Source organism: Bradyrhizobium sp. CCBAU 51745 (assembly GCF_028128715.1).
In the GTDB taxonomy this organism is placed as follows: Bacteria; Pseudomonadota; Alphaproteobacteria; order Rhizobiales; family Xanthobacteraceae; genus Bradyrhizobium; species Bradyrhizobium manausense.
Map to the genome: position 1 here is coordinate 41,136 of NZ_LBJP01000073.1, position 22,017 is coordinate 63,152.

Annotated in this window: 18 protein-coding genes, 1 tRNA gene and 3 pseudogenes; 10 read left to right on the forward strand and 12 right to left on the reverse strand. The window is 60.6% G+C overall.

What is annotated here, in order from left to right; genetic code table 11:
• The first annotated feature begins 9 nt into the window (after positions 1–9).
• Complete coding sequence (locus tag XH98_RS18330) at positions 10–1,227, forward strand: tyrosine-type recombinase/integrase (protein WP_271596870.1); 1,218 nt, start codon at positions 10–12, stop codon at positions 1,225–1,227.
• A 512-nt stretch (positions 1,228–1,739) separates the two neighbouring features.
• Here the strand turns inward: XH98_RS18330 and XH98_RS18335 are convergent.
• Entirely contained in the window at positions 1,740–1,967 is a 228-nt protein-coding gene (locus XH98_RS18335; RefSeq protein WP_271596869.1) for a hypothetical protein, read from the reverse strand.
• 23 nt (positions 1,968–1,990) lie between these two features.
• On the reverse strand, positions 1,991–2,287 hold the full coding sequence (locus XH98_RS18340; RefSeq protein WP_271619483.1) for an ABC transporter substrate-binding protein: 297 nt from the start codon (positions 2,285–2,287) through the stop codon (positions 1,991–1,993).
• A gap of 35 nt (positions 2,288–2,322) precedes the next feature.
• On the opposite strand from XH98_RS18340, the gene XH98_RS18345 reads away from it, so the two are divergent.
• Positions 2,323–2,532, forward strand: coding sequence for a hypothetical protein (locus tag XH98_RS18345; RefSeq protein WP_271619484.1), 210 nt, complete (start codon positions 2,323–2,325; stop codon positions 2,530–2,532).
• Positions 2,533–2,591: 59 nt separating this feature from the next.
• Here XH98_RS18345 and XH98_RS18350 read toward each other — a convergent pair.
• The 3 genes and pseudogenes from XH98_RS18350 to XH98_RS18360 all read right to left on the reverse strand — a co-directional run bounded on the left by XH98_RS18350 (position 2,592) and on the right by XH98_RS18360 (position 6,799).
• Positions 2,592–3,441, reverse strand: a pseudogene (locus XH98_RS18350) (TauD/TfdA dioxygenase family protein).
• Positions 3,442–4,132: 691 nt separating this feature from the next.
• The gene (locus XH98_RS18355) at positions 4,133–4,435 is read right to left on the reverse strand and encodes an HU family DNA-binding protein (protein WP_271596867.1); all 303 of its coding nucleotides are present in this window, start codon (positions 4,433–4,435) and stop codon (positions 4,133–4,135) included.
• Between the two features lie 372 nt (positions 4,436–4,807).
• The gene (locus XH98_RS18360) at positions 4,808–6,799 is read right to left on the reverse strand and encodes a methyl-accepting chemotaxis protein (RefSeq protein ID WP_271619485.1); all 1,992 of its coding nucleotides are present in this window, start codon (positions 6,797–6,799) and stop codon (positions 4,808–4,810) included.
• Between the two features lie 516 nt (positions 6,800–7,315).
• On the opposite strand from XH98_RS18360, the gene XH98_RS18365 reads away from it, so the two are divergent.
• On the forward strand, positions 7,316–7,663 hold the full coding sequence (locus XH98_RS18365; RefSeq protein ID WP_271619486.1) for a hypothetical protein: 348 nt from the start codon (positions 7,316–7,318) through the stop codon (positions 7,661–7,663).
• A gap of 987 nt (positions 7,664–8,650) precedes the next feature.
• On the opposite strand, the pseudogene XH98_RS41165 reads toward XH98_RS18365, so the two are convergent.
• Positions 8,651–8,826 (reverse strand): annotated as a pseudogene (locus tag XH98_RS41165) (IS1 family transposase); the annotation flags it as partial.
• A gap of 437 nt (positions 8,827–9,263) precedes the next feature.
• On the reverse strand, positions 9,264–10,106 hold the full coding sequence (locus tag XH98_RS18370) for a hypothetical protein (protein ID WP_271596864.1): 843 nt from the start codon (positions 10,104–10,106) through the stop codon (positions 9,264–9,266).
• Positions 10,107–10,249: 143 nt separating this feature from the next.
• On the opposite strand from XH98_RS18370, the gene XH98_RS18375 reads away from it, so the two are divergent.
• The 3 genes and pseudogenes from XH98_RS18375 to XH98_RS18385 all read left to right on the forward strand — a co-directional run.
• Complete coding sequence (locus XH98_RS18375) at positions 10,250–10,717, forward strand: hypothetical protein (RefSeq protein WP_271596863.1); 468 nt, start codon at positions 10,250–10,252, stop codon at positions 10,715–10,717.
• Complete coding sequence (locus XH98_RS18380; protein ID WP_271619487.1) at positions 10,698–12,179, forward strand: hypothetical protein; 1,482 nt, start codon at positions 10,698–10,700, stop codon at positions 12,177–12,179. The genes XH98_RS18375 and XH98_RS18380 overlap by 20 nt, the downstream gene beginning before the upstream one ends.
• Positions 12,180–12,572: 393 nt before the next feature.
• Positions 12,573–13,547 (forward strand): annotated as a pseudogene (locus tag XH98_RS18385) (recombinase family protein); the annotation flags it as partial.
• 123 nt (positions 13,548–13,670) lie between these two features.
• Here XH98_RS18385 and XH98_RS18390 read toward each other — a convergent pair.
• The 5 genes from XH98_RS18390 to mnmA form a co-directional block, all read right to left on the reverse strand.
• The gene (locus XH98_RS18390; protein WP_271596861.1) at positions 13,671–14,078 is read right to left on the reverse strand and encodes a hypothetical protein; all 408 of its coding nucleotides are present in this window, start codon (positions 14,076–14,078) and stop codon (positions 13,671–13,673) included.
• Between the two features lie 13 nt (positions 14,079–14,091).
• Positions 14,092–14,168: transfer RNA gene (locus XH98_RS18395), tRNA-Met, on the reverse strand.
• A 247-nt stretch (positions 14,169–14,415) separates the two neighbouring features.
• Entirely contained in the window at positions 14,416–14,781 is a 366-nt protein-coding gene (locus XH98_RS18400) for a hypothetical protein (RefSeq protein WP_271619488.1), read from the reverse strand.
• Positions 14,782–14,827: 46 nt separating this feature from the next.
• Positions 14,828–15,466 carry a class I SAM-dependent methyltransferase gene (locus tag XH98_RS18405; protein WP_271596859.1) on the reverse strand — a complete coding sequence of 213 codons (639 nt, stop codon included), beginning with the start codon at positions 15,464–15,466 and terminating at the stop codon, positions 14,828–14,830.
• Positions 15,467–15,653: 187 nt separating this feature from the next.
• Positions 15,654–16,835 (reverse strand): tRNA 2-thiouridine(34) synthase MnmA, encoded by a 1,182-nt coding sequence (mnmA, locus tag XH98_RS18410; protein WP_271596858.1) that lies wholly within the window; start codon positions 16,833–16,835, stop codon positions 15,654–15,656.
• A 360-nt stretch (positions 16,836–17,195) separates the two neighbouring features.
• Here mnmA and XH98_RS18415 point away from each other — a divergent pair, with 360 nt between their 5' ends.
• The 4 genes from XH98_RS18415 (at position 17,196) to fliF (ending at position 22,009) form a co-directional block, all read left to right on the forward strand.
• Positions 17,196–18,836: a flagellar hook-length control protein FliK gene (locus tag XH98_RS18415; RefSeq protein WP_271619489.1), complete on the forward strand. Its 1,641-nt coding sequence runs from the start codon at positions 17,196–17,198 to the stop codon at positions 18,834–18,836.
• A 13-nt stretch (positions 18,837–18,849) separates the two neighbouring features.
• Positions 18,850–19,560, forward strand: coding sequence for a flagellar hook assembly protein FlgD (locus XH98_RS18420; RefSeq protein WP_271596856.1), 711 nt, complete (start codon positions 18,850–18,852; stop codon positions 19,558–19,560).
• 367 nt (positions 19,561–19,927) lie between these two features.
• Positions 19,928–20,203: a CtrA inhibitor SciP gene (gene sciP / locus XH98_RS18425; protein ID WP_002714638.1), complete on the forward strand. Its 276-nt coding sequence runs from the start codon at positions 19,928–19,930 to the stop codon at positions 20,201–20,203.
• A gap of 192 nt (positions 20,204–20,395) precedes the next feature.
• The gene (gene fliF / locus XH98_RS18430) at positions 20,396–22,009 is read left to right on the forward strand and encodes a flagellar basal-body MS-ring/collar protein FliF (protein ID WP_271596855.1); all 1,614 of its coding nucleotides are present in this window, start codon (positions 20,396–20,398) and stop codon (positions 22,007–22,009) included.
• Positions 22,010–22,017 lie beyond the last annotated feature (8 nt).

Consider the following 22,017-nt stretch of genomic DNA (forward strand, 5'->3'; position numbering starts at 1 on the left):
GGGTTTCGCATGGCATCGGCAAGTATCACGATCAGAGCTGTGCAGGCGTTGGTCCCAGGGCAAGCGATCTGGGATGCGGGCCATAAGGAAGCGGTGCGGGGCTTTGGCGTGCGGCGCCAGCGCGATCAAGCGACCTACGTCCTCAAGTATCGGTTGTTTGGCCGCCAGCGCTTCTTCACGATCGGTCGGCACGGGTCACCCTGGACGCCAGAGAAGGCGCGCCGGGAAGCCAAGAGATTGCTGGGACTGGTCGCGGACGGGAAGGACCCGGCAGATACTAAAGCGGAGGCCAACCTTCAGGCGGCCGACACACTCCGCAAGATAACCGGCGAATACCTCAGCATCGCGAAGAAGAAGCAGCGGCCCCGGACGTATTCGGAGGTCGAACGCTACTTGCTCGTCGCCTGGAAGCCCCTGCACTCAGTCTCCGTGTTCAAGATTACAAGGCGCCATGTTGCGGCGCGAGTCGCCGATATCGCGGCGCAGCAAGGAGTCGTCTCAGCCGCACGCGCTCGCACCGCCCTATCCACGTTGTTCAATTGGGCCATTCGAGAGGGACTCGATATTCCGGCAAACCCTGTGCTCGGCACCAATCGTCCCGAGCAGCCGAAATCCCGAGAGCGGGTATTGTCCGATACAGAGCTGTCCGAGATTTGGAAGGCATGCGGCGATGACGACCACGGACGTATACTACGCTTGCTGATCCTCACCGCTCAGCGGCGCGACGAAGTCGGCGGCATGAGATGGCCAGAGCTAGATACCGTTGCCGGCCGTTGGACTCTGCCGAGCGCTCGGAGCAAGAACCATCGCGAGCACGTGCTGCCGTTCGTCCCAACTGCCTTGGCTCTGCTACCGCCTCGGCGAAATGATGGCGACTGCGTCTTCGGTAATGGTGCTCGCCGAAAAGGTGGTGAAAATCGAGGTTTCTCCGGCTGGTCCAAATCTAAGGCCGCGCTGGACGCACGCATTCTTTCGGCACGGAGGGGAGTGGACGAGGATGCCAAGCCCCAGCCCCACTGGACCGTGCATGATCTTCGTCGCACGGCCGCAACCATGATGGCGGATCGCTTGGGCGTCCTGCCGCATATCGTTGAAGCGATCTTGAACCACGTGAGCGGCCACCGCGCAGGCGTAGCTGGGGTGTATAATCGGGCCCGTTACGAAGCGGAAATACGAGACGCGCTGGAACGCTGGACTGAACATCTGACTCAGATCACAGCCCTTTGACCCAGGCCTCGATCGGCAGTTTTTGAACGAGCGTCGCGCCGGCCAGACTAGGAAGCGTTTGCTCCATACACCGGCTACATCGTCACGGAGATCACGTTCAGCATCGTCGAGATCACGTTCAGCATCGACATCGCCGACGGGCAGCGGAAATACTTCCGGGTCGACAACTTCTTCCACCAGGAGCCCGGCGTGATCTACACCGGCCTGCCGCCGGACCCGACGGTGTCCATGCGTACGAGATCAGCCCAATGCGAGAACCGGACGTCGCCGATACGTTGCAGGCAAGCCAAATAGACGGCGGCCGCCTTCTCAAAAAGTGCGCTTGAGTGGCATGATGCGTGGGCTGGCCCTCGGGAAGGTAACTCCTCAGGACAAATTGACGGACTTGGCACCTGATGTCGCAGCTCTCATCTGGTGGACCGATCGACCGCACGCCGTCAACTTGACTTGCGGTGGGACATAGGCCGTGCCCTGTGCCAGCTGCTGCAGCCATCAAGAACGCGGCGACTAAGTCAAAGCAAACTCTTCCACACGAACGGCGGGGCCGCAGTCTTGCGCATGTACTCGAATAGCTCCTGCCGAGGCAGTTCAGCGTCGAAATAGCCCTCGCAGAACGAACTTCGATCCTGAAGGCATCCCTGCCTGGTGAAATAGCCGAACAGATCAGTGTCGTTGAAGAGCGCGTGTATTCCGCCGCGCTCCAGCGCCTTGTCACGCAGGATGCCGCTCGGCGTGCTCACCTCGACCTGCCCTGACGCAACGCTTACTCGCCCGTGAAGGGAGGAACCGCGAACAGTGTGACCTGCTTGGCCTCGCTAGCGCTGAGTCCGTTCCGCGCCAGGTATTCGCGAAGAACGAATTCCGGATGGGCGCCCAACGTGTTGACCGCGACCTTCTTGCCGATCAGGTCGCGCGCCGTCTTGATAGGGCTGTTATCCCTGACGTAGTAGCCCTGATAGGTGTTGGCATCCGAGCCGTAGTAGCCGACCACGGCCTTGATAGGTGCCCGCGTCACTATCAGCTTCAGGATCGCGCCGTAGAAGACCGATGTCGATATCACCGGTCACGACGGTCTGGATGTCCTGCGGACCGCGGATGGTGTTGCCGCTTCAGTGGCGCGAGATAGCCGAGGTCGTCGGCGAGTTCGATGAACGTCACCTCCCCGGCCTAGCCCTAGTAGCGAATCTCGATCTTCTCCAGCGGCGGCTCAGCGAAGGCCTGCGCCGCCAGCCCCAAGGTCAACGCGCCTGCGAGCAGAAACTTTGCGACCCGGCGCGCGGCCCCCTGCCGCGCGAAGAAATTTGATCATTGCGTGCACCCTGGTCGTTGTTTCTGATGTGATCCAGATCATGCGGCCTTGCCGCCTACGGCTTCGAGACCTTGATGCGCGTCGCGCTGCGGCGAACATCGACGCTGAGCGGAACATCGCCATCGATAGTAGCCGACGCACGACACGGCGCTGATCGCCGTAGTCATTGACCGCGTAGCGCTGGGTGGCGCGATTGTCCCAGATCGCCACGTCGCCGATATTCCAGCTCCACCGCAACGTATTTTCCGGCAACGTGATATGCGACTGGAACAGGTCGAACAGCTTTTGTCCGTCGAATTTCGAAAGACCGACGAAGCGCTGAACGAAATTGCCGAGCACCAGGTGCGCTCGCCGGTCTCCGAATGGACCCTGACCACCGGATGCTCGGTCTCGAAGATCGTTCCGGTGAACACTTCCTCGAAATGCTTCCTATCCGCCTCGCTCGCGCGGGTCTTCACGGCGTAATCATAGGCATTACTGTGAACCGCCCAGAGCTCGTCCGCGAGCTTGCGCAAGGGTGCCGGCAAATCGAGATAGGCAGCCGAGGTGTTCGACACACGGTATCGCCGCCATAGGGCGGAATCACCACGCCCCGCAGCACCGAGATCTTGGGATAGACATTCACGAACGTGACGTCGGTCTGCCCTTGGTCGCAGCGACGGTCGGATGTGGCACCAGCTTTCCGAGCCTGCCGGCGAACCGCTCCTGTTCGGCGTCGTCCAGATGCTGCTGGTCGCGGAAAAAGATGACCTTGTGCTCGAGCATCACCTGGCTGATCGCGCGGACCACTTCGTCGGGAAGATCCCGCGACGCTTTAAGTTCCTGATCTCGGCTTCGAGCCGGGCCGCGCGCTTGACGATATCCGAGCTGGGGATGACGTTATGGATCGCTCTCATATTGCTCATGATCGTGTTCTCTCAATTGCGATTTTCTAGACAAAGCTCCGCCTTTCACTGGTCGCGCGAGCGACAGCGGAGAGCGAATGGAGGAATTTCTGGCTTCGGCCCTATCGGACCGCGATGCGCTCCGGCGGACAACGAACCAGCCGCCATGCGCGAAGCTCGGTGATATAGCTCTCCGCCGTCACCTCGGCGGAGCATAGCGCGTTCAGGCCGAAATCGGCCGAGACGCCTTGCGCATGACGTAGGTTAGATGTGAACGACCTCGCTTGGACACCGTGGATGGTAAATGCGATCGGGATTCAGTCAATGAAACGAAATCAGCTTTGTTTTTGATGCAAAGCAATGATCGCGTCGCTGACGGCGCAAGCGCTGAAAGATTTGCAATCGTCTCCGCTCAACTCAAGACTTCATGCGCTGCGCGGACGACAAAACCGGACCGAATGATGTCCGAAAAGCACCTGAATCTCTGCAGCGCTTCGTCCACACGCGCGCACTCGTCTGCGATCACCGACGATCGCAAGTTTCATGCGCGCCGGTCACGCAACAAAGCAAAACCATTTTACCGAAAGTTTTGCAAACGTCGACGTAGAGTTTCGTCCAGAGCGCTCCGACATCATCCAATTCTTCGCGACCGTGCCAAAGGGGCGTCCGCCGTGTGGCCCGGGTGCAAGGTATTGACGGAGAGCGGGCCTCATCATACCGCTACTGCGTCTTTGGCAACCTTGAGCGGCGACGCTTTAACCGATTTGCTGGCCGGCCTGGCCGCGAACTCCATCGGCTCCTTCGTAAAAGGATTGATGCCGCTGCGGGCTTCCGTAGCGGGTTTGTTCACGACCGACATTTTGACGAACCCGGGAATGACGAACTCGCCGGACTGGTTTAACTCCTTGTAGCCTACCGTCGCCAGCTGCTCGATGGCGGACTTTACGTCAGTCTTGGAAACCCGCGTTCCTTCTGCAATCGCGTCAATTAGCTGGTTCTTGGTCATTTTGGCCATGATAGATTCCTTTGAGGAGCGCAGAAGGAATTAACGCGTGAACGACGCCGATTCCGTCACGTTAGTCGAGCAAGGCAAGACCGCACGAATGCTTGCCGTCCGCGCCGAGATCATCAAGCGAGGGGCTTGAAACCTATCGGAAGTCAAAACAAGGATCAGTTCGTTGTGATTCCGGGCGCTTCCGGACGACGACGGCGGCCATTTGTGTTAGCGCGAGTTGGTGCCCCGGCAGCAATTCGGAAGGCTTCGCAACCTGTCCATGGATGCCCGGCCCGGCTGAGCAGTTACCCCATTCTTCTATCGGGCCCAGGCCACGCATTTTGCTTATTGGCTGTACTGTCAGCGAGGCTTGCGGAACATCTCACCCAAGGATCATGATCGGATCCCCGCGAGAAAATCATCGGCTTCGACTTTGAGACGATGGCTGGTTTGGGCAAGCACGTTGGCAGATGTCAGCACCTGCGACGATGATGCACCTGTGACGGACGCCTTCTGCGCAACCTGCCGGATGCTGCCCGCGACCGCCGTCGACATCGCGGCCGCTCGCTGAATATTCTGGGTAATATCCTTCGTTACCGCGCACTGTTGATCGATCGCAACGGCAACCGCTGATGCGATTTGTGAGATTCTACCAATACTATTTCCGATGTCTGTGATGGCGCTGACCGACTCGAGTGTCGCTGCCTGAATGTCAGAAATTTGCTCTCCAATTTCGACGGTCGCGTTTGCCGTCTGAGTTGCTAACGACTTCACCTCGAGCGCCACAACTGCAAAGCCGCGACCGGCACCGCCTGCACGCGCAGCTTCAATTGTTGCATTGAGCGCCAGGAGGTTGGTTTGCCTGGCGATCGTTGCAATTAGGTCAACCACGCCACCGACTTTGATTGCAGCGGCCGATAGCTGCTTCATCCGCCGATCCGTTTCTTTAGCCTGCCGCACGGCTCCCTTGGCGATCTCCGTCGATTGCTCGACCTGCCGACCGATCTCGGAAGCGGATGCCATCATCTCTTCCGTTGCGGCAGCAACCAGCTGAACATTGGCTGACGCCTCCTCCGACGCGGAAGCAACGTTATCAGAGATCTCCCGAGTAAGGTGAGCCGTATACGTCAGCTCGCGAGCGGAAGACTCCAGCTCGGTCGATGCCGAAGACATCGTATCGATGACGCCGCTCACGGCGCATTCAAATGTACTGGCCAGCTCTCCAAGCTCCGCCTTGCGCCGCTTCGCGGCCGCGCGATCTTGTTCCTGATTCGCCGCAAGCTCTTCTTGCAGTTTCTCCCTCGATCTGACCTTAAACCCTTCCATGGCTTGAGCCATGTCGCCGATCTCGTCTGAACGGCCAAGACCCGGCAGCGTGACATCGAATTGCCCAGCCGCGAGTTGACGCATTGCTGCGCTCATGCGGGTTATCAGTTTCGCCAGCTTCTGCCCAATAAGCACGGCGACGAAGCCGATTGCGAGAGTGGATAACCCGATTGTCCAACCCAAAGTCGCTCTGAGGCGCGACGCATGCTCTTCCGCAGAGACAGCGCGAGCGTCCGCGGCTGCGATCGCCTTCAACAGAAGGGGACGATTCCGGCCGTAGATTTGGACGAGATCGTCAACTTGGTCATCCAGCGCCTGTTGCGATACAACAAGCGCCAGAAAGCTCGATCGATAAGAAGCAACAAGCTTCTTCAACTCAACTCTGGATTCCGGAGGAAGCTCTGAGGTAGCGAGCGCGGCCTCGAATTCGGCGACGCGCTTTTCCAGCTCATCACCGTACTTCTCCTCATGACGCAGCATGAAATCCTTTTCGTGCCGTCGCATCATCAACATCAATACCGCCAGGTGTGGCTCGTTGAAATGTGCGAGTCGCGCCTCTGCCTGATGCACGGCTTCGCGGAGCTTACCTTGGAGCCCATCATTCTCCGTAAGCCCGAGCACCCGCTGCGCAGAGACAACGTTGTTGAAACGAGTCGCGTAAAGGTTGATCCCGGCGCGAAGGAACGTCACGTCTCTCAGGGGATCGCCCTCGGGCAATGAAGCGGCCTGCTCCTCTATTTGGCTGAGGTCCGCCAGTGCGTTCTTAATGCCCTGGGCTTGTCGCGCGATCACGGCTTCATCACGCTTGCGCAGAAACTCCAGTGCCAGCTGCTGCGATTCAAGAAAGGCTTCGGAAAGGGATGTCAGGTGGGCGCGAAGATTGGCGCTCTCGCTCACGTCGCTCTGCGCCTTCGCGAGATAATTAAGTCCCGTAACGCAAGTCGCGGCAGTTACAAGCACACTCACGATTCCCAGCAAGCCAATCTGGGTGCGTAGGCTCGGTCGAAGCTGACGAAGAACTGTTGATACCAGCCGTTTCGCGATTTTGGGAGCGGGCATGAGATTTCCAATGAAATTCGAGATCGTTTCGCGAGACCCCTAGTTTGGATTGGTTACATAAGGTTGAACTCGATTGTCATCTGAATCATACATGCACGCACGATCCGAGATGCGCACGCGCTCTGCAGCGTAGCGGATCACAACCGGCGCATAAATTCTGCAGTTTCCTACTTATGCCGCAGGATTCGCGCGCGAACTCCCTGCACAGTTGCGCAAAGCGAATCATGCAGCGAGGCGCTGCGCCGAAAAAAATTTCTGCTCGGTCCTTCGATTGTGACGCCTGCGACGCATCGACCGAATATGAGGATGAAGCCGCGTCGCTCGCTGCCCGAGGGAGGGCTCAATCGCCACTTGAGTTTGTGCGTTGGTCCTTACCTGAAGGGAGTTCGCATTCGACCCTGTTGGAATCACCATGGAAACCGCTACGACGAGGAGTGCGGGCACTGCGGCGCCGGGCTAGTCGAAGATGGGCAGCCCACGTGGTGGCAACATCGCGGCTTCCTTAAGCAGGGCAGGATGGCCCAACAGGTCGACATCGGCGTGATCTGTCTCAATGACTGGATGCCGAACTACGAAGAAAAAAGGAACCGCATTACGTCCTTCAAAGCTGCTTTTCTCTACCAACCCTCGAAAGACGGTAAGTCCGACTATTGGGAATACGGCTATGCGCCGGTCGGAGCCGCGTTTTTTATTCTGGGCTTTCCGCTGGGATTGGCCCTGCGGGGGACTCTCCCGATTTGGAAGCGTGGCTCCGGCGCTTCGGAGCCTCTGGTCAATCGCAGGCCAGATGCCGATCTTCTTTGGATTCGGCCACGCGTCACGGGATGTCTGGCTCGCCAGTGGTGCACTTCGGCAAAGCACTGATCAATTCTCGAGGCTTACCTGCTCCTTCGCCGCAAGCATTTGTCGAACCATGGCTGATTGGCGTATATGCGGGCCGCCGCGGCTCCTCCCCCGAGGAACAGGAGATGTCACTCGGGAGGGTCTCCTCGCAGGCTGGAAAAAATCTTTATCGGCGGCAAAAGTCCCAAGATCTGGTGGCCCTTGTTCGTGCTCTGGCGGACCGCCGCGATACTCTGGTTCTCGGGGCAGTCCTTCGCGGCTCCTTGTCCTCAGCGAACGAGAGCTTCTCGATATTACTTCGCGCCTGCGTGAGCAGGACGAAGGCGCATTCTTGAGCCTGAACACCGATTTGTCGCGCATCGATCACCCTGTCGCAGGCACGTGATGCACGGTTTGCATGAACTGTGGCGCAAGCGCCGCGGAACGACGCCCTACGTTATACTTTGCGAGGCGATCGAACTGCTTCGCCTCACCCCCAGCGGTACGGGCCGGAGCCCGGATCCCTTCATTTGCATGTTCATTGATTTGTTCAATAGAACTTTGGGTCGCGCGTCAGTTGAAATTAGCGGTGGGCTCTTCAGTTTCGGCTAGAGACTATGGACACATGGTTGTAGAGTCAGTGCTATATCGCCTTTATGGCGCAGGAATCATCTGACAAGAAACCTATCCTCAATTTGTACATCGATGAGACCGGATCTCGACACCCGGACTCGCCGTCTGCGAAAGCGAAGCATGGTTCGATTGGTTCGGGATCGGTGGAATCCTAATCGATCAGGAGCAAGAAGAGACGGCCAAGCAGAAACTTAAGGTATTTCTGGCCAATTGGCCGCAAGTGAGAAAGCCTCTCCATTTCACAGATATGCGTGCTGAAAGACAGGGTTTTGCCAGGCTCGGACAAATTGGGGATGTTGAGCGGCCCGATTTTGGTCCCAATACAAGAACTTCCTTGGAAGCCTCGCCCTCGCCGGCACGGCGTGCATAGTTGATCGGCCCGGGTACACCGCGCGCGGCTACGGCAAGCGAGCCCGACACCAAGCCCGCAGGCATCGCAAGGGTAAGGCCCTTGAGCGGCTTGTGCGGCTTGATGAAGTTACGCCAGACGAATAAAGCGAGAGCGCGTGATAGTGGTACTCCACCTTCTTTGAGAAGGCGTTCGTGAGCCGGGTAACGCGGCGCATGGACAAGTGCCCACGAAGTAACGTTGTCGCCAACAGGTCAGTGCGGCCTAATATTCTCGCATTGCCCGAGAACTCGCGTGGTTACCCCCGATCCTGGAACGAATGAGTAACAAGACCCGAACTCTTTCTTTCTATCCGGGTCTTGGGCCAGTTTCCTCAGTTCAGATCTCCTTGCTGGGAGTTGGCTACGCGCCGTCCCTTCGAGGCTGAAGGTTTCGTTTCGCGCCTTCCCCTTGTAGGATTTAGGCACGCACCACCCGACCAGAGCAACGGTATCCGTGGTTTGGACCGCCGGAATCAGCTGATGCTCGATAACGTCATTGCAAGCGTCCCACGATTCAAACTGAGAGGATTGCGTTGACTGAAGCGCCCATGGCCTGTTGTCGCCGAGAGCGGGCGGCGTCACAAAGAACATTACGATCATTAAGAAGGTGTCCATGACGTCATCTTCTACGATTGATGGCCGTTTCGAGATTTACGATCGACTGCTGCAGCCCGAGGATGTCGAGCCGATTTTGAGTAGCAGGTGAGACGCCGGTTCCTGTACTTATGCTTGAATACGGCGTACCGCCCGGGAAGGTCCGAATGGGTCTCCGAGGGGGGTTATCCTCGGCGCTGAACAATATCGCGACAGACTCGTCGACCTTGTACGACCCCATCGCCCCGAGGAAGTCCGTTCCGAACGGTTGATTATAAGTGAACGAGCCGCTTCCGTCCCACGTGACAACGATCTGAGAATTGTAACTCGGTTTGTCGATCTTCGTCAGCTTGCTGATGTGTCCCTCGGCAGCCGCTGCCGTTCGAGATAACCAGTCATAGATACCAAGATTGCGAGCAAGCGCATGATAGCTAGCACTGTCGCGCCTACAAGGTAACGGATAAGTCCTGTCGTCCAGCAGTTGCCCGCTTTTCACGACATAGCTAACGCCTCCGTCAGTGTGCCCTTTCATGTCGTACTCAGCGCCAGGCGCCGCGCCAGCAACCCATGTATTGAAAAAGGGCACGGTCACACTGCTGCTCTTGCCAGTCAGACCGGCTCGGAGACTGACTTCAGAATCAATCTTTGGAGTGACGGATATGCTGATCGCCCAGGGATGAGCCAAGAAAGAGGGATGATCGCGCTGAGCATCATGCATAGCGAACCGTAGCTCGCAGACGGCGTGAGCCACAATCTCCTGCACCGGCAACATGAAATCACCGGGCATCTTCGGCACTTGTGCACAACCGCCGATTGCTGTCGCAGCACAAAATAATGCCGCCTTGTAAGCGACGTGTGCGCTCGCCATCTCAAAGCCCCCACCCGCATAAATAGTATGGAGGTTCTAGTATCCTGTAAACTAGAATCGTACCTAAGTGCGTTCTCGAATAAGCTATCCCAGGCAGCGAAATGGCGCGGCCTGAAGCAGGGATAATTCCGTTAGGAGAGAGAATGACAAGGTCTGCAGCGGAACATCAGGCGTTGGCTCGCGCATTGCTCGCCGAAACCGAACCAGACGAATTGGAGTTTTTCGGCGAATACGTCAAAGCTGTGGGCCACAAAGGTCAGCGTGGACGACTTGGTCCAGAATGGGGGATTCCAGAACTGGCGAGCGCTGGTCCCGCCGTAGTGGCGATCGGGCTTTATCTTTTCGAACTGCTAAAGTCCTGGGTAGCCGACGTACCGAAGAAGACAGTTGAGGGCTTCCTGGTTGATGGCGCCAAAGAACGGCTGAAGACTTGGCTTGGAGACCCCAAAAAAGCAGAATTGAGTGGTATAGTGACCGCCAAGGGCAAGGCAGAGATCATGGCGATTGTCGGCCGGCTCGTTGTTGAAGCTAAGCTGTCGCCACGTGATGCCCAACGGCTAACCAAGAAAGTCGCGACCCGATTGTTCGGAGATGACACCGGAAAGAAATGACAGTGAGCGCGCCACGATTGTCGATGCGCTACGTGCTGAGAGCCGATACCGAGGCTGGTTCGCGACGATTTTCGTCACGACGATCGCGGTCGTTTACCTAGGCAGCTCTTTTCCGTTTTCTCTAGACCAATTCCCCGCGCTCCAACCAATCGGACATTTCGTCGTCGCCTTCATTCTGTTTGCCTTCTCTTTGACTGTGGTCGGCATGATGCTCTGCGTGGCAACATACGTCCGTCGGCGGTCATCCGGGATAACTTCCTTACGCACAGTCTCGGCCCGGCGGATGCTCCGGGACTTGAACCGCACTTTCGGGGCGCGCGTTGTGGCGGTAGCGCTCGGCGGAATGGGAGACTCTCGCATTCTTGCGATGCGGATAGGAACTCGCGACGTTGTCGGCGTCGGTCGGGGGGCCTTGCCATTTATAAGACGCGAACCTGAAGGGTTTCGCTACCGACTAGCTCATGAATACGCACATTTGGCCGCCGGTGACCCGCTTCATGAGAATTGGCTGTCCGTTGTCTACACCACCGCTACGCTTTTTCTGTCAATCGCTTACGGATCGGCCCTATTCAATATGTTGGTTGCATTGGCAGACATCGGCAATGTTGGAGGATGGCCTGAAGTGAGAAAGGCGCTCTTCGGCTGGATGGAAATTGGAATGGTCGCAAACTTAGTGCTGTTCGGAAGCATCTTCCTGGTGCTGATGCTGGAGCGGCGCTCCGCAGTGCGACTTCGGGAGTTTTATGCTGATGCCGCCGCGACAATAGCTGTTGGACCTATCGCCAACGTCTTTTCAGTGACCACGCGCGACACAACCGCACTGAGCAGGTTTTCGTCCCGCTTTCTCGGACTGCACCCGGCGCCAGCGACGCGCGCCATTGCCATGACTGATCACAGTGCGGTGTACCGTGCTGACATGATGCTTTTCGGCCTGCTAGGCTTCTTCAGTGCTTTCGTCCTCGAATTTGTACTTCAACTCCTGTTTACCTCGGCCAGCGCGACTCTTGCCACATTCGACGACAGACGTGCATCGCTTTGGCGATTTCTAACGATCAATTCAACAATTACATCCGGAACGATTGTTTTCGGCGCGCTGCTCCTCATGGCCGTCCACTTCCTCGTGTTGACGCGACTAGCCGCAACGGTGCGCTTAGCTACTAAGCGGCAACAGCGCATAAGCCTGCTCGCCGCAGTTCCGCCGTTCACTGCTGCGGGCGCTCTCGCTTTGCTCATGACCAGTGAGGGCGTTTTATGGGATCTCCAGCAAAGCGGGTGGAACTTGTCACGCTACGTCATTGTGGGCTGGGATCGATTGACCTTACATGGTGTCGCGCTGCTGGCTCTTTGTGCTGTGATCATGACACTCTTCGTGCTGGAGCGTCAAAGTCGTGGATCAATTTTGGTGCTGGGGGCGATCCCGGTACTAACCACGCTACTCGTGGGGTACTTGCTATACCGATAGCTGGTCGAGACTTATATCTCTAGTTTCGAAGCGGTCGTCCTTTTTCTACGCTATAACATTCGATTCAACGCTCGAGCAAAAAGGCCCTGCCTTTTCTCAAGTTATCGTTGCATCCTACTCGGATGAAGCGCGCGAGATTGGTAGGAGTAGTCGATCGCGGACCAGGGCGCGCAACCTCAGGCGAACTAGATCCTGCTTTGGTCCGATTTGTTGAAGCACTTGCAATCGCCGATGCAAGGCGCGATCATCTTCTCGATAGCGAGCGCCTCATGAAGAATTATCTTGATGCCGCTGGCGACAAGCCCATCAGGACTGGTATTCGAGATGAAACCCGCGGCGATCTATGCTCGGTTCTCGACCGAGCTTCAAAACGAAAAATCGACTGAAGACCAGATTGCATTGTGCCGCGCTTATGCGGCTCGTCACCAACTCGATGTCGTTGCTACCTTTGAAGACAAGGCGCGTTCTGGGGCATCAGTATTTGGCCGCGATGGTTTGATGCAGCTTATGGACGCCGCACGTCAGCATCGCTTCACGGTGGTGATCGTAGAGGCATTGGACCGGCTCTCACGTGACATGGAGGATCTGGCCGGCATTCACAAAAGGTTGTCTTTCCAGGGGATCGAGATCCAGGCCGTCCACGATGGCACTGCGGACTCCATCTTGATTGGGATCCGCGGCCTCGTCGGACAGATGCAGCGCGAGGACGGCGCGAAGAAGGTCCGCCGCGGCATGGCCGGTGTGGTACGCGAAGGCCGACACGCAGGAGGGCGAGCTTACGGATATCGAGCGGCACCTGGCAAGCCCGGCGAGCTCGAAATCATCGAAGATGAAGCTACGATTGTCCGACGGATTTTTGCAGCATACGCAGCGGGGCGGGCACCACGAGAGATCGCGCAGGATCTTAATCGGGAAAATATCCATCCGCCGCGAGGCCGGCGATGGAATGCGTCGACGATCAATGGCAACGCCAAGCGCGGGACGGGACTCATCTTCAATGAGCTCTATGCTGGCCGTATCGTCTGGAACAAGGTCAGGATGGTGAAGGATCCCGATACGGGCAAGCGATTGTCTCGTCCGAACCCTCGTGAGGAGTGGCAGAGCATCGATGCGCCCCAACTGCGGATCGTCGAACAGTCAGTTTGGGAGCAGGCGCACGCCTTGAAGACTGAGAGGGGGCATTTGGCCAGCCACATGAAGCGACGAGCCCCACATCTCCTATCGGGTCTTCTTCGGTGCGGTTGTTGCGGATCGGGCCTGTCAGTTCACGACCGCGACAAGACCGGAAAGACAAGGATTCGTTGCTCAGCTGTGCGCGAGAGTGGCAGTTGCTCGAATCGCAGGATCATCTACTTGCGCGACATCGAAACACTTGTGCTCGGTGGGATGGTCGAGGAGTTGAAGGACCCACGGCTGATCGGGACCTACGTCCGCAACTACAATAGTGAACGAGAGCGGCTTGCGCGAAACGCTTCCGCGGAGCGCCTGCGGCTAGAGGCCAAACGTGACCGGATCGAAGGCGAGCGTCAGCGCAACATTGATCTCGTGATCAACTACGTGATTTCCGAGGAGGATGCCAAGCAACGGATCGCCGAGTTGAAGCAAGAACGGTTGCGCGTCGAGGCGGAAATAGCTGCCCTCGAGGAGGCCCCTGCCCCCATCTCTCTGCATCCGGCAACGCTGGACCGCTACATCGAGACAGTTAATGCGCTTGCCGACACGATAGCGAGACACGCAAGCGCAGAGGACGACCGCGGCCCGTTGGTCGCCGACTTCAGGTCGCTTGTGTACAGCGTCATCGTCCACCCGAAAGGCCCTGGGGAAGGGTTCGAGGTCGAGGTGAAGGGAAAGCTGGCCGCACTGGTCGGCGGAGGGGTCTTTCCGGACGCCCACCATCATAGTGGGGGATACGTGGTAGCGGGGGAGGGACTCGAACCCCCGACCCCAGGATTATGATTCCCGTGCTCTAACCAGCTGAGCTACCCCGCCACGAGCCGATCGCGGCGGCCGAAACGGCCGATCTCGCGAACGCGCGGCATATAAGGAAGGGGGCGGTGGGAAGTCAATCCGAAAAGCTTCCGCCTTCGCCAAGGCTTCGGCGCGACAAGTCCGCGGGAAAGCTGGCCTTTCCGGCACTGGGCTCGTGGATGGGCCCCCTCACCCGGAATCCGCGCAAGCGCGGATTCCGGCCTCTCCCCGGCGGGGAGAGGCGAAGGGCGCCTGCACGGAAACTCCCTTATTTCGGCTTCACATTGGGGTCGCCGCCGGGGCTGCCGGGGGGCGGGATGACGGGCATTTTGCCGTCGGTTGACGGCGCCGGGGCGTGCATTTCGGGGTCGACGCCGGCGGGCGGGCAGAGCACGCCGTCGGATTTGGCCAGCTTGTCGCCGAGCGGTTCCCGAGCCTGGCCCGTGGTGGTGCCGTCGGGCGCGGTGGCGCGGTTGGGGCGCTCCTGCGGGGCGCAGTCGGCGGCGGCGTGTTGCGGGGATGGCGGCGCGGTCGCTTGCGGCGGCGTCGCCGGGGCGGGCGGGGCCTGTGCGATCGCCGGCCCAAAGGCTGCGATCACGAGACCCGCAAAGATGATGTTTGATGTCGTGCGCATGGGAAGGAAACGCGCTAGGCGCGCGCGCTGTTCCCACCGCCGGACATTACGATTTGCGGTAGCGGATCAACGAAAAGTGCCCCATCGGCGGCATCGGGCGGCGTTCCGCCAGCGTGACGCCACCGTGCCTGGCGGCCCAGTTCACCAGGCGGGCCCACGGGAATTCCGGGCGCCAGCCGAGGCGGCGGGCGAGCGGCGCGAAGGCGAGTTCGGAGAGCTTGCGCAGACCCTTTTCCGCGCCGATGTGGTTGACCAGGATCAGCTCGCCGCCGGGCCTCAGCACGCGCACGAACTCGTCGAGCGTGCCTTCGGGATCGGGCACCGCGGTGATGACATATTGCGCGACCACCGCATCGAAGGAATTGTCGGGGAAGGCGAGATTCTTCGCGTCCATCACCGAGAGCACTTCGACATTGGAGAGACGCAGGCTCCGCACGCGCTGCTGCGCCTTGCGCAGCATCGGCTCGGAAATGTCGACGCCGCAGATTTTTGTGGTGCGCGAATAATCCGACAGCGAGAGGCCGGTGCCGACGCCGACGTCGAGGACGCGGCCGCCGATGCGGTCGGCCTCGGCGATGGTCGACTGCCTGCCAGCATCGAACACCTTGCCGAACACGAGATCATAGACCGGCGCCCAGCGGCCATAGGCCTTCTCGACCCCGGCCCGCGAGATGTCTGCTGCCATGCCCCCTGCCCTTACTTCACCTCTCCCCGTCGGGGAGAGGTCGGATTGCGCAGCAATCCGGGTGAGGGGCCGCGGAGTACAGTGAGACCGTAACCCCTCACCCGGATCGCATCTGGCGATGCGATCCGACCTCTCCCTTCGGGAGAGGTGAACCCAGCCCGACCGGTTGCGCTAAATGTCGTCATGATTAGCCGCGAACCGCTTCCACCAGCGGCCTCGCCGTGTTGCTCGCGACCTTCGCGGCTGCGCTCTGGATGAAGCCGCCGCCGAGCACGCGCGCCTGCCCGCTGGCTGCGTCGTAGAACACGCAGGCTTGTCCCGGCGAGACGCCCTCTTCGCCGGCGACGAGCTCGACCTCGTAAGCACCATCGGCGCCGCGCAGCCAGGCCGGCTGCGGGCTGCGGGTCGAGCGCACGCGGACGAACAGCTCGAGCCCGCCCCCGATGGCGCTGTCGATATCGCCGCCGCCGATCCAGTTGACGTCACGCAAGGTGATGCGGTGCATCTTCAGCGCCTCGCGCGGGCCGACGACGACGCGGCGGTTGGCGGCGTCCAGCCGCACCACGTAAAACGGCGCGGCAGCGGCGATGCCGAGGCCGCGGCGCTGGCCGATGGTGAAGTTGGCAATGCCGTGATGCTGGCCGAGCACGCGGCCGTCGAGATCGACGATGTCGCCGGGGTCCATCGCGTTCGGACGCAGGCGGGTGATGATGTCGGTGTAGCGGCCCGTGGGCACGAAGCAGATGTCCTGGCTGTCGTGCTTGTCGGCAACCGAAAGACCGAAGCGGCGCGCGAGCTCGCGCGTCTCGGGCTTGGTCATGTCGCCGAGCGGAAAGCGCAGGAAGTCGAGCTGCTCTTGCGTGGTCGCAAACAGGAAGTAGCTCTGGTCGCGATCGGCATCTGCCGCGCAAACCAGCGCGCGCGAGCCGTCAACGCGGCGGCGCGAGGCGACGTAATGACCGGTGGCGAGCGCCTGCGCCCCGAGCTCGCGCGCGGTCTTCAGGAGGTCGCGGAATTTGACTGATCGGTTGCACTCGATGCACGGCACCGGCGTCTCGCCGAGCGCGTAGCTATCGGCAAAGTTGTCGATGACGGACTCGCGAAAGCGGTCCTCGTAATCGAGCACGTAATGGGGAATGCCGAGCTTGGCCGCGACGTCGCGGGCGTCGTGGATGTCCTGGCCGGCGCAGCAGGCGCCCTTGCGATGGGTGGCCGCGCCATGGTCGTAGAGCTGCAGCGTGATGCCGACGACGTCGTAACCTTCCGCCTTCAACAGCGCAGCCGTCGTCGAGGAGTCGACGCCGCCCGACATGGCAACGACGACCCTGGTATCCTCAGGACGGCCTTCGAGATCCAGACTGTTGAGCATGGGCTTAAGCTGACGTGACGGCGGCGTTTCCGCGATTCCTGTTGTGCTTCCGGGTCACTTGGGCCGGGACGTCAACGGTCCCCGGGAACCCCTGGTTCCCTCGGGGGCACTGGCTGGCCCGGTCGAAAGCGGCTGAGAGCACCCTTTAATATAGGCGGCATTCGGGTGAAGCAATCATGGCGGCCGCAAGCTTTCAGGCAATTCTTGCCGGGGCGGCAGAAATGACGGGGCGGCGGGCGGGCCGAGAGCGACTGCTCCAACCCGTCAAATAATTGATTTTGCTATATAAAACATCGAAACGGGGGATTGGCCCGCTCCTTGCTGACCTCCTCGTCCGAAGACGTTTTCAAGGGGTCGCCTGTGGTTGGTCACACATCAGACGTAGCGGCGAGTGCGCAGGTCTCGAGCGCGCAAGCGAAGCCTGCCCGGCCGCAGACCAAGGACCAGACGCCGAGTTCCTCCTTTGGCGACCTCGTCGACAGCAATACCCAGGCGATCAACAACGCCATCAGCAACAGCGCCCCGTCCTCGAACCAGGACAACGCACCGCGGCGCAGTGACGCCTCATCCAACTCATCGTCGTCCGCGTCGTCGGACCGGAGCAGCAACAGCGCCTCGACAGACCAGTCCTCGCAGAGCAAGGCGAGCGACGACACGAATTCCCAGACAACGACGCCCGCCAGCGACACGCCGGCCGCGCCAGCCAAGGCCGACGGGAAATCCAAGGACAAGGCCGACGCGTCCACCACCAAGGCGGGCGACGCCAAGGACGCCAGCAAGGACGTCAAGACCGACAGCACCGATGGCCTCGCCGCGGCGGTGGATGCCTCGGTCGCCGCGCAGACCGCGACGCCGGCCGCGACGCCCGATCCGACCGTTCCAATTGCCGCGCCTGTGGTGCCGGTCGATCCGAATGCCGCGGCAAACCAGGTCACCAGCGCGGCTTCGTCGCCGTTGACGATTGCAGCGGCCGGCATCGCCGCCAGCGCCTCGATCACGGCGCAGATATCAGGCACCAAAACCGATGCGGCCGGCAAGGCCGCCAAGACCGGGGATGGCAAGAGCACCGACGCGCAGGCCGCGCTGACGGAGGTGGCTGTCGCGAACGCGGACACCACCGCAACCGATGTGACGGCAAAGGCCGCGCAGCTCACCGCGGTCGACCAGGGCACGCCGAAGACTTCGCTCAAGGCCGCTGTCACAACACAAGGCCAGACCGACGTCTCCAATATCGGCCAGGATCCGGTCAAGACCGCGCAGACGGCGACCACGGCCCAAAATCCCGCGACCACGATGACCGCGGCCACCAATGCCGCTGCGCATCCGCAAGGCCCGAAGCCGCAGACCGACGCGGCCACGACCGACGCGAAGGTCGACGCGGCCAATCGCACCACAGACCTCACGCCGGCCGCGCCCGTCGCACACGCGCATGCTGATACGCCAGCCGTTGCCGCCGCGACCACCGACGTCAGCACCCAAGCCGCAAACGCCGTGCAGGCGCCGCTGACCACGACGACATCGACGGCTACCGCCTCCACCGCGACGCTCACCGCGACCGCAGCCAATCCGAATGCGGTGCCGATCAGCGGCATCCCGGTCGAGATCGCCGCTGCCGCGCGCGCCGGCAAGACCCGCTTCGACATCAGCCTCGATCCGGTCGATCTCGGCCGTATCGACGTCCGCATCAATGTTGACCGCAATGGCCAGGTCACCTCGCATCTCACCGTCGAGAAGCCGGAGACGCTGCAGATGCTGCGGCAGGACGCGCCGCAATTGCAGCGCGCCCTCGACGATGCCGGCCTCAAGACCGGCAGCAACGGCCTCTCCTTCAGCCTGCGCGACCAGAACTCATCGGGCCAGAACGCCGGCCAGAACAACGACAACGGCAGCAATTCGCGCCGGCTGATCATCAGCGAGGATGATCAGCCCGCAAGCCCGCCGGTCAGAAGCAGCTATGGCCGCATGCTCGGATCGAGCAGTGGCGTCGATATCAGAGTGTGAGGAGTATCAGGCCATGACCACCACGAATGCCGCCACCGCGCCATCTGTCGTCTCCGGCACCACCGACGTTCCGAAATCCTCTTCGTCCAGCTCGCTGAGCTCGACCACGGGCTCGACCCTCGCCGGCAATTTCCAGACCTTCCTGACGCTGCTGACCACCCAGCTCAAGAACCAGAACCCGCTCGATCCGCTCGACACCAACCAGTTCACCCAGCAGCTGGTGCAGTTCGCCGGCGTCGAGCAGCAGCTCAAGACCAACGACTCGCTGTCGCAGCTCGTCACCTTGCAGCAGACCACGCAGGCGACCCAGGCGCTGGATTTCGTCGGCAAGACCGCGGTGGTCGACGGCACCACCGCGACCATGAAGAGCTCATCGGCGACCTGGCACCTCAACGTGCCCACCAGCGCCACAGTCGATATTTCCATCGCCAATTCCAGCGGCCAGACCGTGTTCACCGGCAAATATACCGCCGGCGCCGGCAGCGACATTCCCTTCACCTGGAACGGCCAGGGCAATGACGGCACGCAATGGCCCGACGGCAAGTACACGATCACGGCGACCGGCAAGGACGCCTCGGGCAACAGCGTCGGCGTCGCAGCCCAGGTGCAGGGCACGGTGGATTCCGTCGACCTGACCCAGTCGCCGCCGCTGCTCTCCATCGACGGCAACAGCTACACGCTGAGCCAGGTGAAGAGCGTGGTGGCGAGCAGCAGCGGCAGCTGAAGCTGAGGCTGAATAGTGCTTCTGCACACCCGGTGTCATCCCGGCGAAAGCCGGGATCCATAACCACAGGGCGAAGTTTGGCGAAGACCGGTAGTTAAAGAGTTTGCCTTGGTATTGCGATCTGCGTGTCATCGATAGATGACGCGGTATGGGTCCCGGCCTCCGCCGGGACGACGGCAAAAGTTAGTAAAGTATTTACGAAGACCCCGCTCGGCCGGCTGAAAGCGTGTTCTCAGGCCGCCGGGACGGTTTCGTTCCAGCCGGATTCAACGAGAATTGTATTGAAGCCTTAGGCTTAGCGGATTTTTAAGCCGACACGCGTAGGGTTACGGCGTGAGTTCAGTGGTTGAGAGTTTGTGAGTACGCCATGACAGAACCCCATCGCCCGAGGGTAAAATACGTCATCGGGCCGGACGGCAGTCCGCTGACGATTGCAGATCTGCCCGCACCCGGCACCAAACGCTGGGTCATCCGACGCAAGGCCGAAGTCGTTGCCGCAGTTCGTGGCGGACTTCTCTCGCTCGAGGAGGCCTGCAGCCGTTATACCCTGACGGTCGACGAATTCCTCTCCTGGCAGTTTTCCATCGACCAGCACGGTCTGGCGGGTCTTCGCACCACCCGCATCCAGCAATATCGCCAGTAAGCGATCCGGAAATCTGCTGCTTTTGACGAAAATCGGCCTCGCTCCGCGAGGCCGATTTTTTTCATGTTTGCTTTTGGGCCGACTTTTGTCCGGGCTGTTAACCGTCGTTAACCATATGGAAACCATCACCTAGGCAATAATTGCCCAGTCGGCCTTTCCAGTGAAAGCGGCCGAATCTGTCGGGGCGGTTGCTTGCAAGGTCTTGCGGACTTCTTAAAGGGTATCGGCGCCGCCCGGTTCGGGGCGATGATCGCGGTCACCGCCGCGCTCATCGGCTTCTTTGCCTTCGTCATCATGCGCGTCACCACGCCGCAGATGACGACGCTGTTCACCGACCTTAGCGTCGAGGATTCCTCCAGCATTATCAAGGATCTGGAACGCCAGGGCATCCAGTTCGAGCTGCGCAATGAGGGCAGCATCATCATGGTGCCCAAGGACAAGGTCACCCGCCTGCGCATGAAGCTCGCCGAGGGCGGCCTGCCCAAGGGCGGCGGCGTCGGCTACGAGGTGTTCGACAAGTCGGATGCGCTCGGCACCACCTCTTTCGTCCAGAACATCAATCATCTGCGCGCGCTGGAGGGCGAGCTTGCCCGCACCATCCGCGCCATCGACCGGATCCAGGCCGCCCGCGTCCATCTGGTGCTGCCCGAGCGCCCGCTGTTCGCGCGCGATGCGCCGGAGCCGTCGGCCTCGATCGTGGTGCGGGTCCGCGGCTCGCTCGAAGCCCAGCAGATCCGCGCCATCCGCCACCTCGTCGCCTCCGCCGTCAACGGCTTGAAGCCGCAGCGGGTCTCGATCGTGGACGAGGCCGGCCAGCTGCTCGCCGACGGTGCCCAGGCCGATCCCGAGCAGGCCCTTGGCGACGAGCGCCGCACCGCCTTCGAGAAGCGGATGCGCAAGCAGGTCGAGGACATCGTCTCCTCCGTGGTCGGGTCGGGGCGCGCCCGCGTCCAGCTCTCCGCCGATTTCGACTTCAACAAGATCACCCAGACCTCGGACAAGTTCGATCCCGAAGGCCGCGTGCTGCGCTCGACCCAGACCCGCGAAGAGCAGAGCATGACCGCCGACAACAACGGCCAGGTCACGGTCAACAACGAGCTCCCCGGCCAGCAGCAGAACAGCGGCCCAGCGGCAAAGGACCAGAGCAAGAAGACCGAAGAGACCAACAATTACGAGATCTCCCGCACCACCAAGACCGAGGTGACCGAGGCCGGCCGGGTCAACCGCATCTCGGTCGCGGTGCTGGTCGACGGCATCTACACCAAGAACGACAAGGGCGAACTCACCTACACCGATCGTACCAAGGAGCAGCTCGACCGCATCGCCACCCTGGTGCGCTCGGCGATCGGCTTCGACCAGAAGCGCGGCGACCAGGTCGAGGTCGTCAATCTGCGCTTTGCCGACGCCCCCTCCACCACCCCGATCGCCGAACCGTCCGGCTTCCTCGGCATGCTGCAGTTCACCAAGGACGACATCATGTATTTCGTCGAGCTCGGCGTGATGATGCTGCTCGGCCTGGTCGTGATGTTCATGGTGATCCGTCCGCTGGTGAAGCGCATCCTCGCCTCCGACGAGGTCGCCGCCGCCATCAGCGGCGTCCTGTCGGGCCCCGCGGCATCCGACGAGGCCGCGCCGGCCGGCGGCCAGACGCTGCTGCCGAACGGTACCGCCAGCGCGATCGACGTCGCCACCGTCCAGGGGCAGGTCCACGCCCAGTCCGTTCACCGCGTCGGCGAGCTTGCCGAACGCAACCCCAACGAAACCGTCGCCATCATCCGTCAATGGCTTGCCGAACCGGCGAAATGATCGAGAAG

What these genes read in the sequence shown, in the direction of transcription:
- mnmA (WP_271596858.1), bottom strand. Translation starts at nt 16,835, where the DNA reads ATGCTCAACAGTCTGGATCTCGAAGGCCGTCCTGAGGATACCAGGGTC.
- XH98_RS18370 (WP_271596864.1), bottom strand. Translation starts at nt 10,106, where the DNA reads ATGGCGAGCGCACACGTCGCTTACAAGGCGGCATTATTTTGTGCTGCG.
- XH98_RS18405 (WP_271596859.1), bottom strand. Translation starts at nt 15,466, where the DNA reads ATGGCAGCAGACATCTCGCGGGCCGGGGTCGAGAAGGCCTATGGCCGC.
- XH98_RS18380 (WP_271619487.1), top strand. Translation starts at nt 10,698, where the DNA reads ATGACACCGGAAAGAAATGACAGTGAGCGCGCCACGATTGTCGATGCG.
- XH98_RS18420 (WP_271596856.1), top strand. Translation starts at nt 18,850, where the DNA reads ATGACCACCACGAATGCCGCCACCGCGCCATCTGTCGTCTCCGGCACC.
- XH98_RS18375 (WP_271596863.1), top strand. Translation starts at nt 10,250, where the DNA reads ATGACAAGGTCTGCAGCGGAACATCAGGCGTTGGCTCGCGCATTGCTC.
- sciP (WP_002714638.1), top strand. Translation starts at nt 19,928, where the DNA reads ATGACAGAACCCCATCGCCCGAGGGTAAAATACGTCATCGGGCCGGAC.
- XH98_RS18330 (WP_271596870.1), top strand. Translation starts at nt 10, where the DNA reads ATGGCATCGGCAAGTATCACGATCAGAGCTGTGCAGGCGTTGGTCCCA.
- XH98_RS18360 (WP_271619485.1), bottom strand. Translation starts at nt 6,799, where the DNA reads ATGCCCGCTCCCAAAATCGCGAAACGGCTGGTATCAACAGTTCTTCGT.
- XH98_RS18355 (WP_271596867.1), bottom strand. Translation starts at nt 4,435, where the DNA reads ATGGCCAAAATGACCAAGAACCAGCTAATTGACGCGATTGCAGAAGGA.
- XH98_RS18400 (WP_271619488.1), bottom strand. Translation starts at nt 14,781, where the DNA reads ATGCGCACGACATCAAACATCATCTTTGCGGGTCTCGTGATCGCAGCC.
- XH98_RS18345 (WP_271619484.1), top strand. Translation starts at nt 2,323, where the DNA reads ATGGTGTTGCCGCTTCAGTGGCGCGAGATAGCCGAGGTCGTCGGCGAG.
- XH98_RS18365 (WP_271619486.1), top strand. Translation starts at nt 7,316, where the DNA reads ATGGCCCAACAGGTCGACATCGGCGTGATCTGTCTCAATGACTGGATG.
- XH98_RS18390 (WP_271596861.1), bottom strand. Translation starts at nt 14,078, where the DNA reads ATGATGGTGGGCGTCCGGAAAGACCCCTCCGCCGACCAGTGCGGCCAG.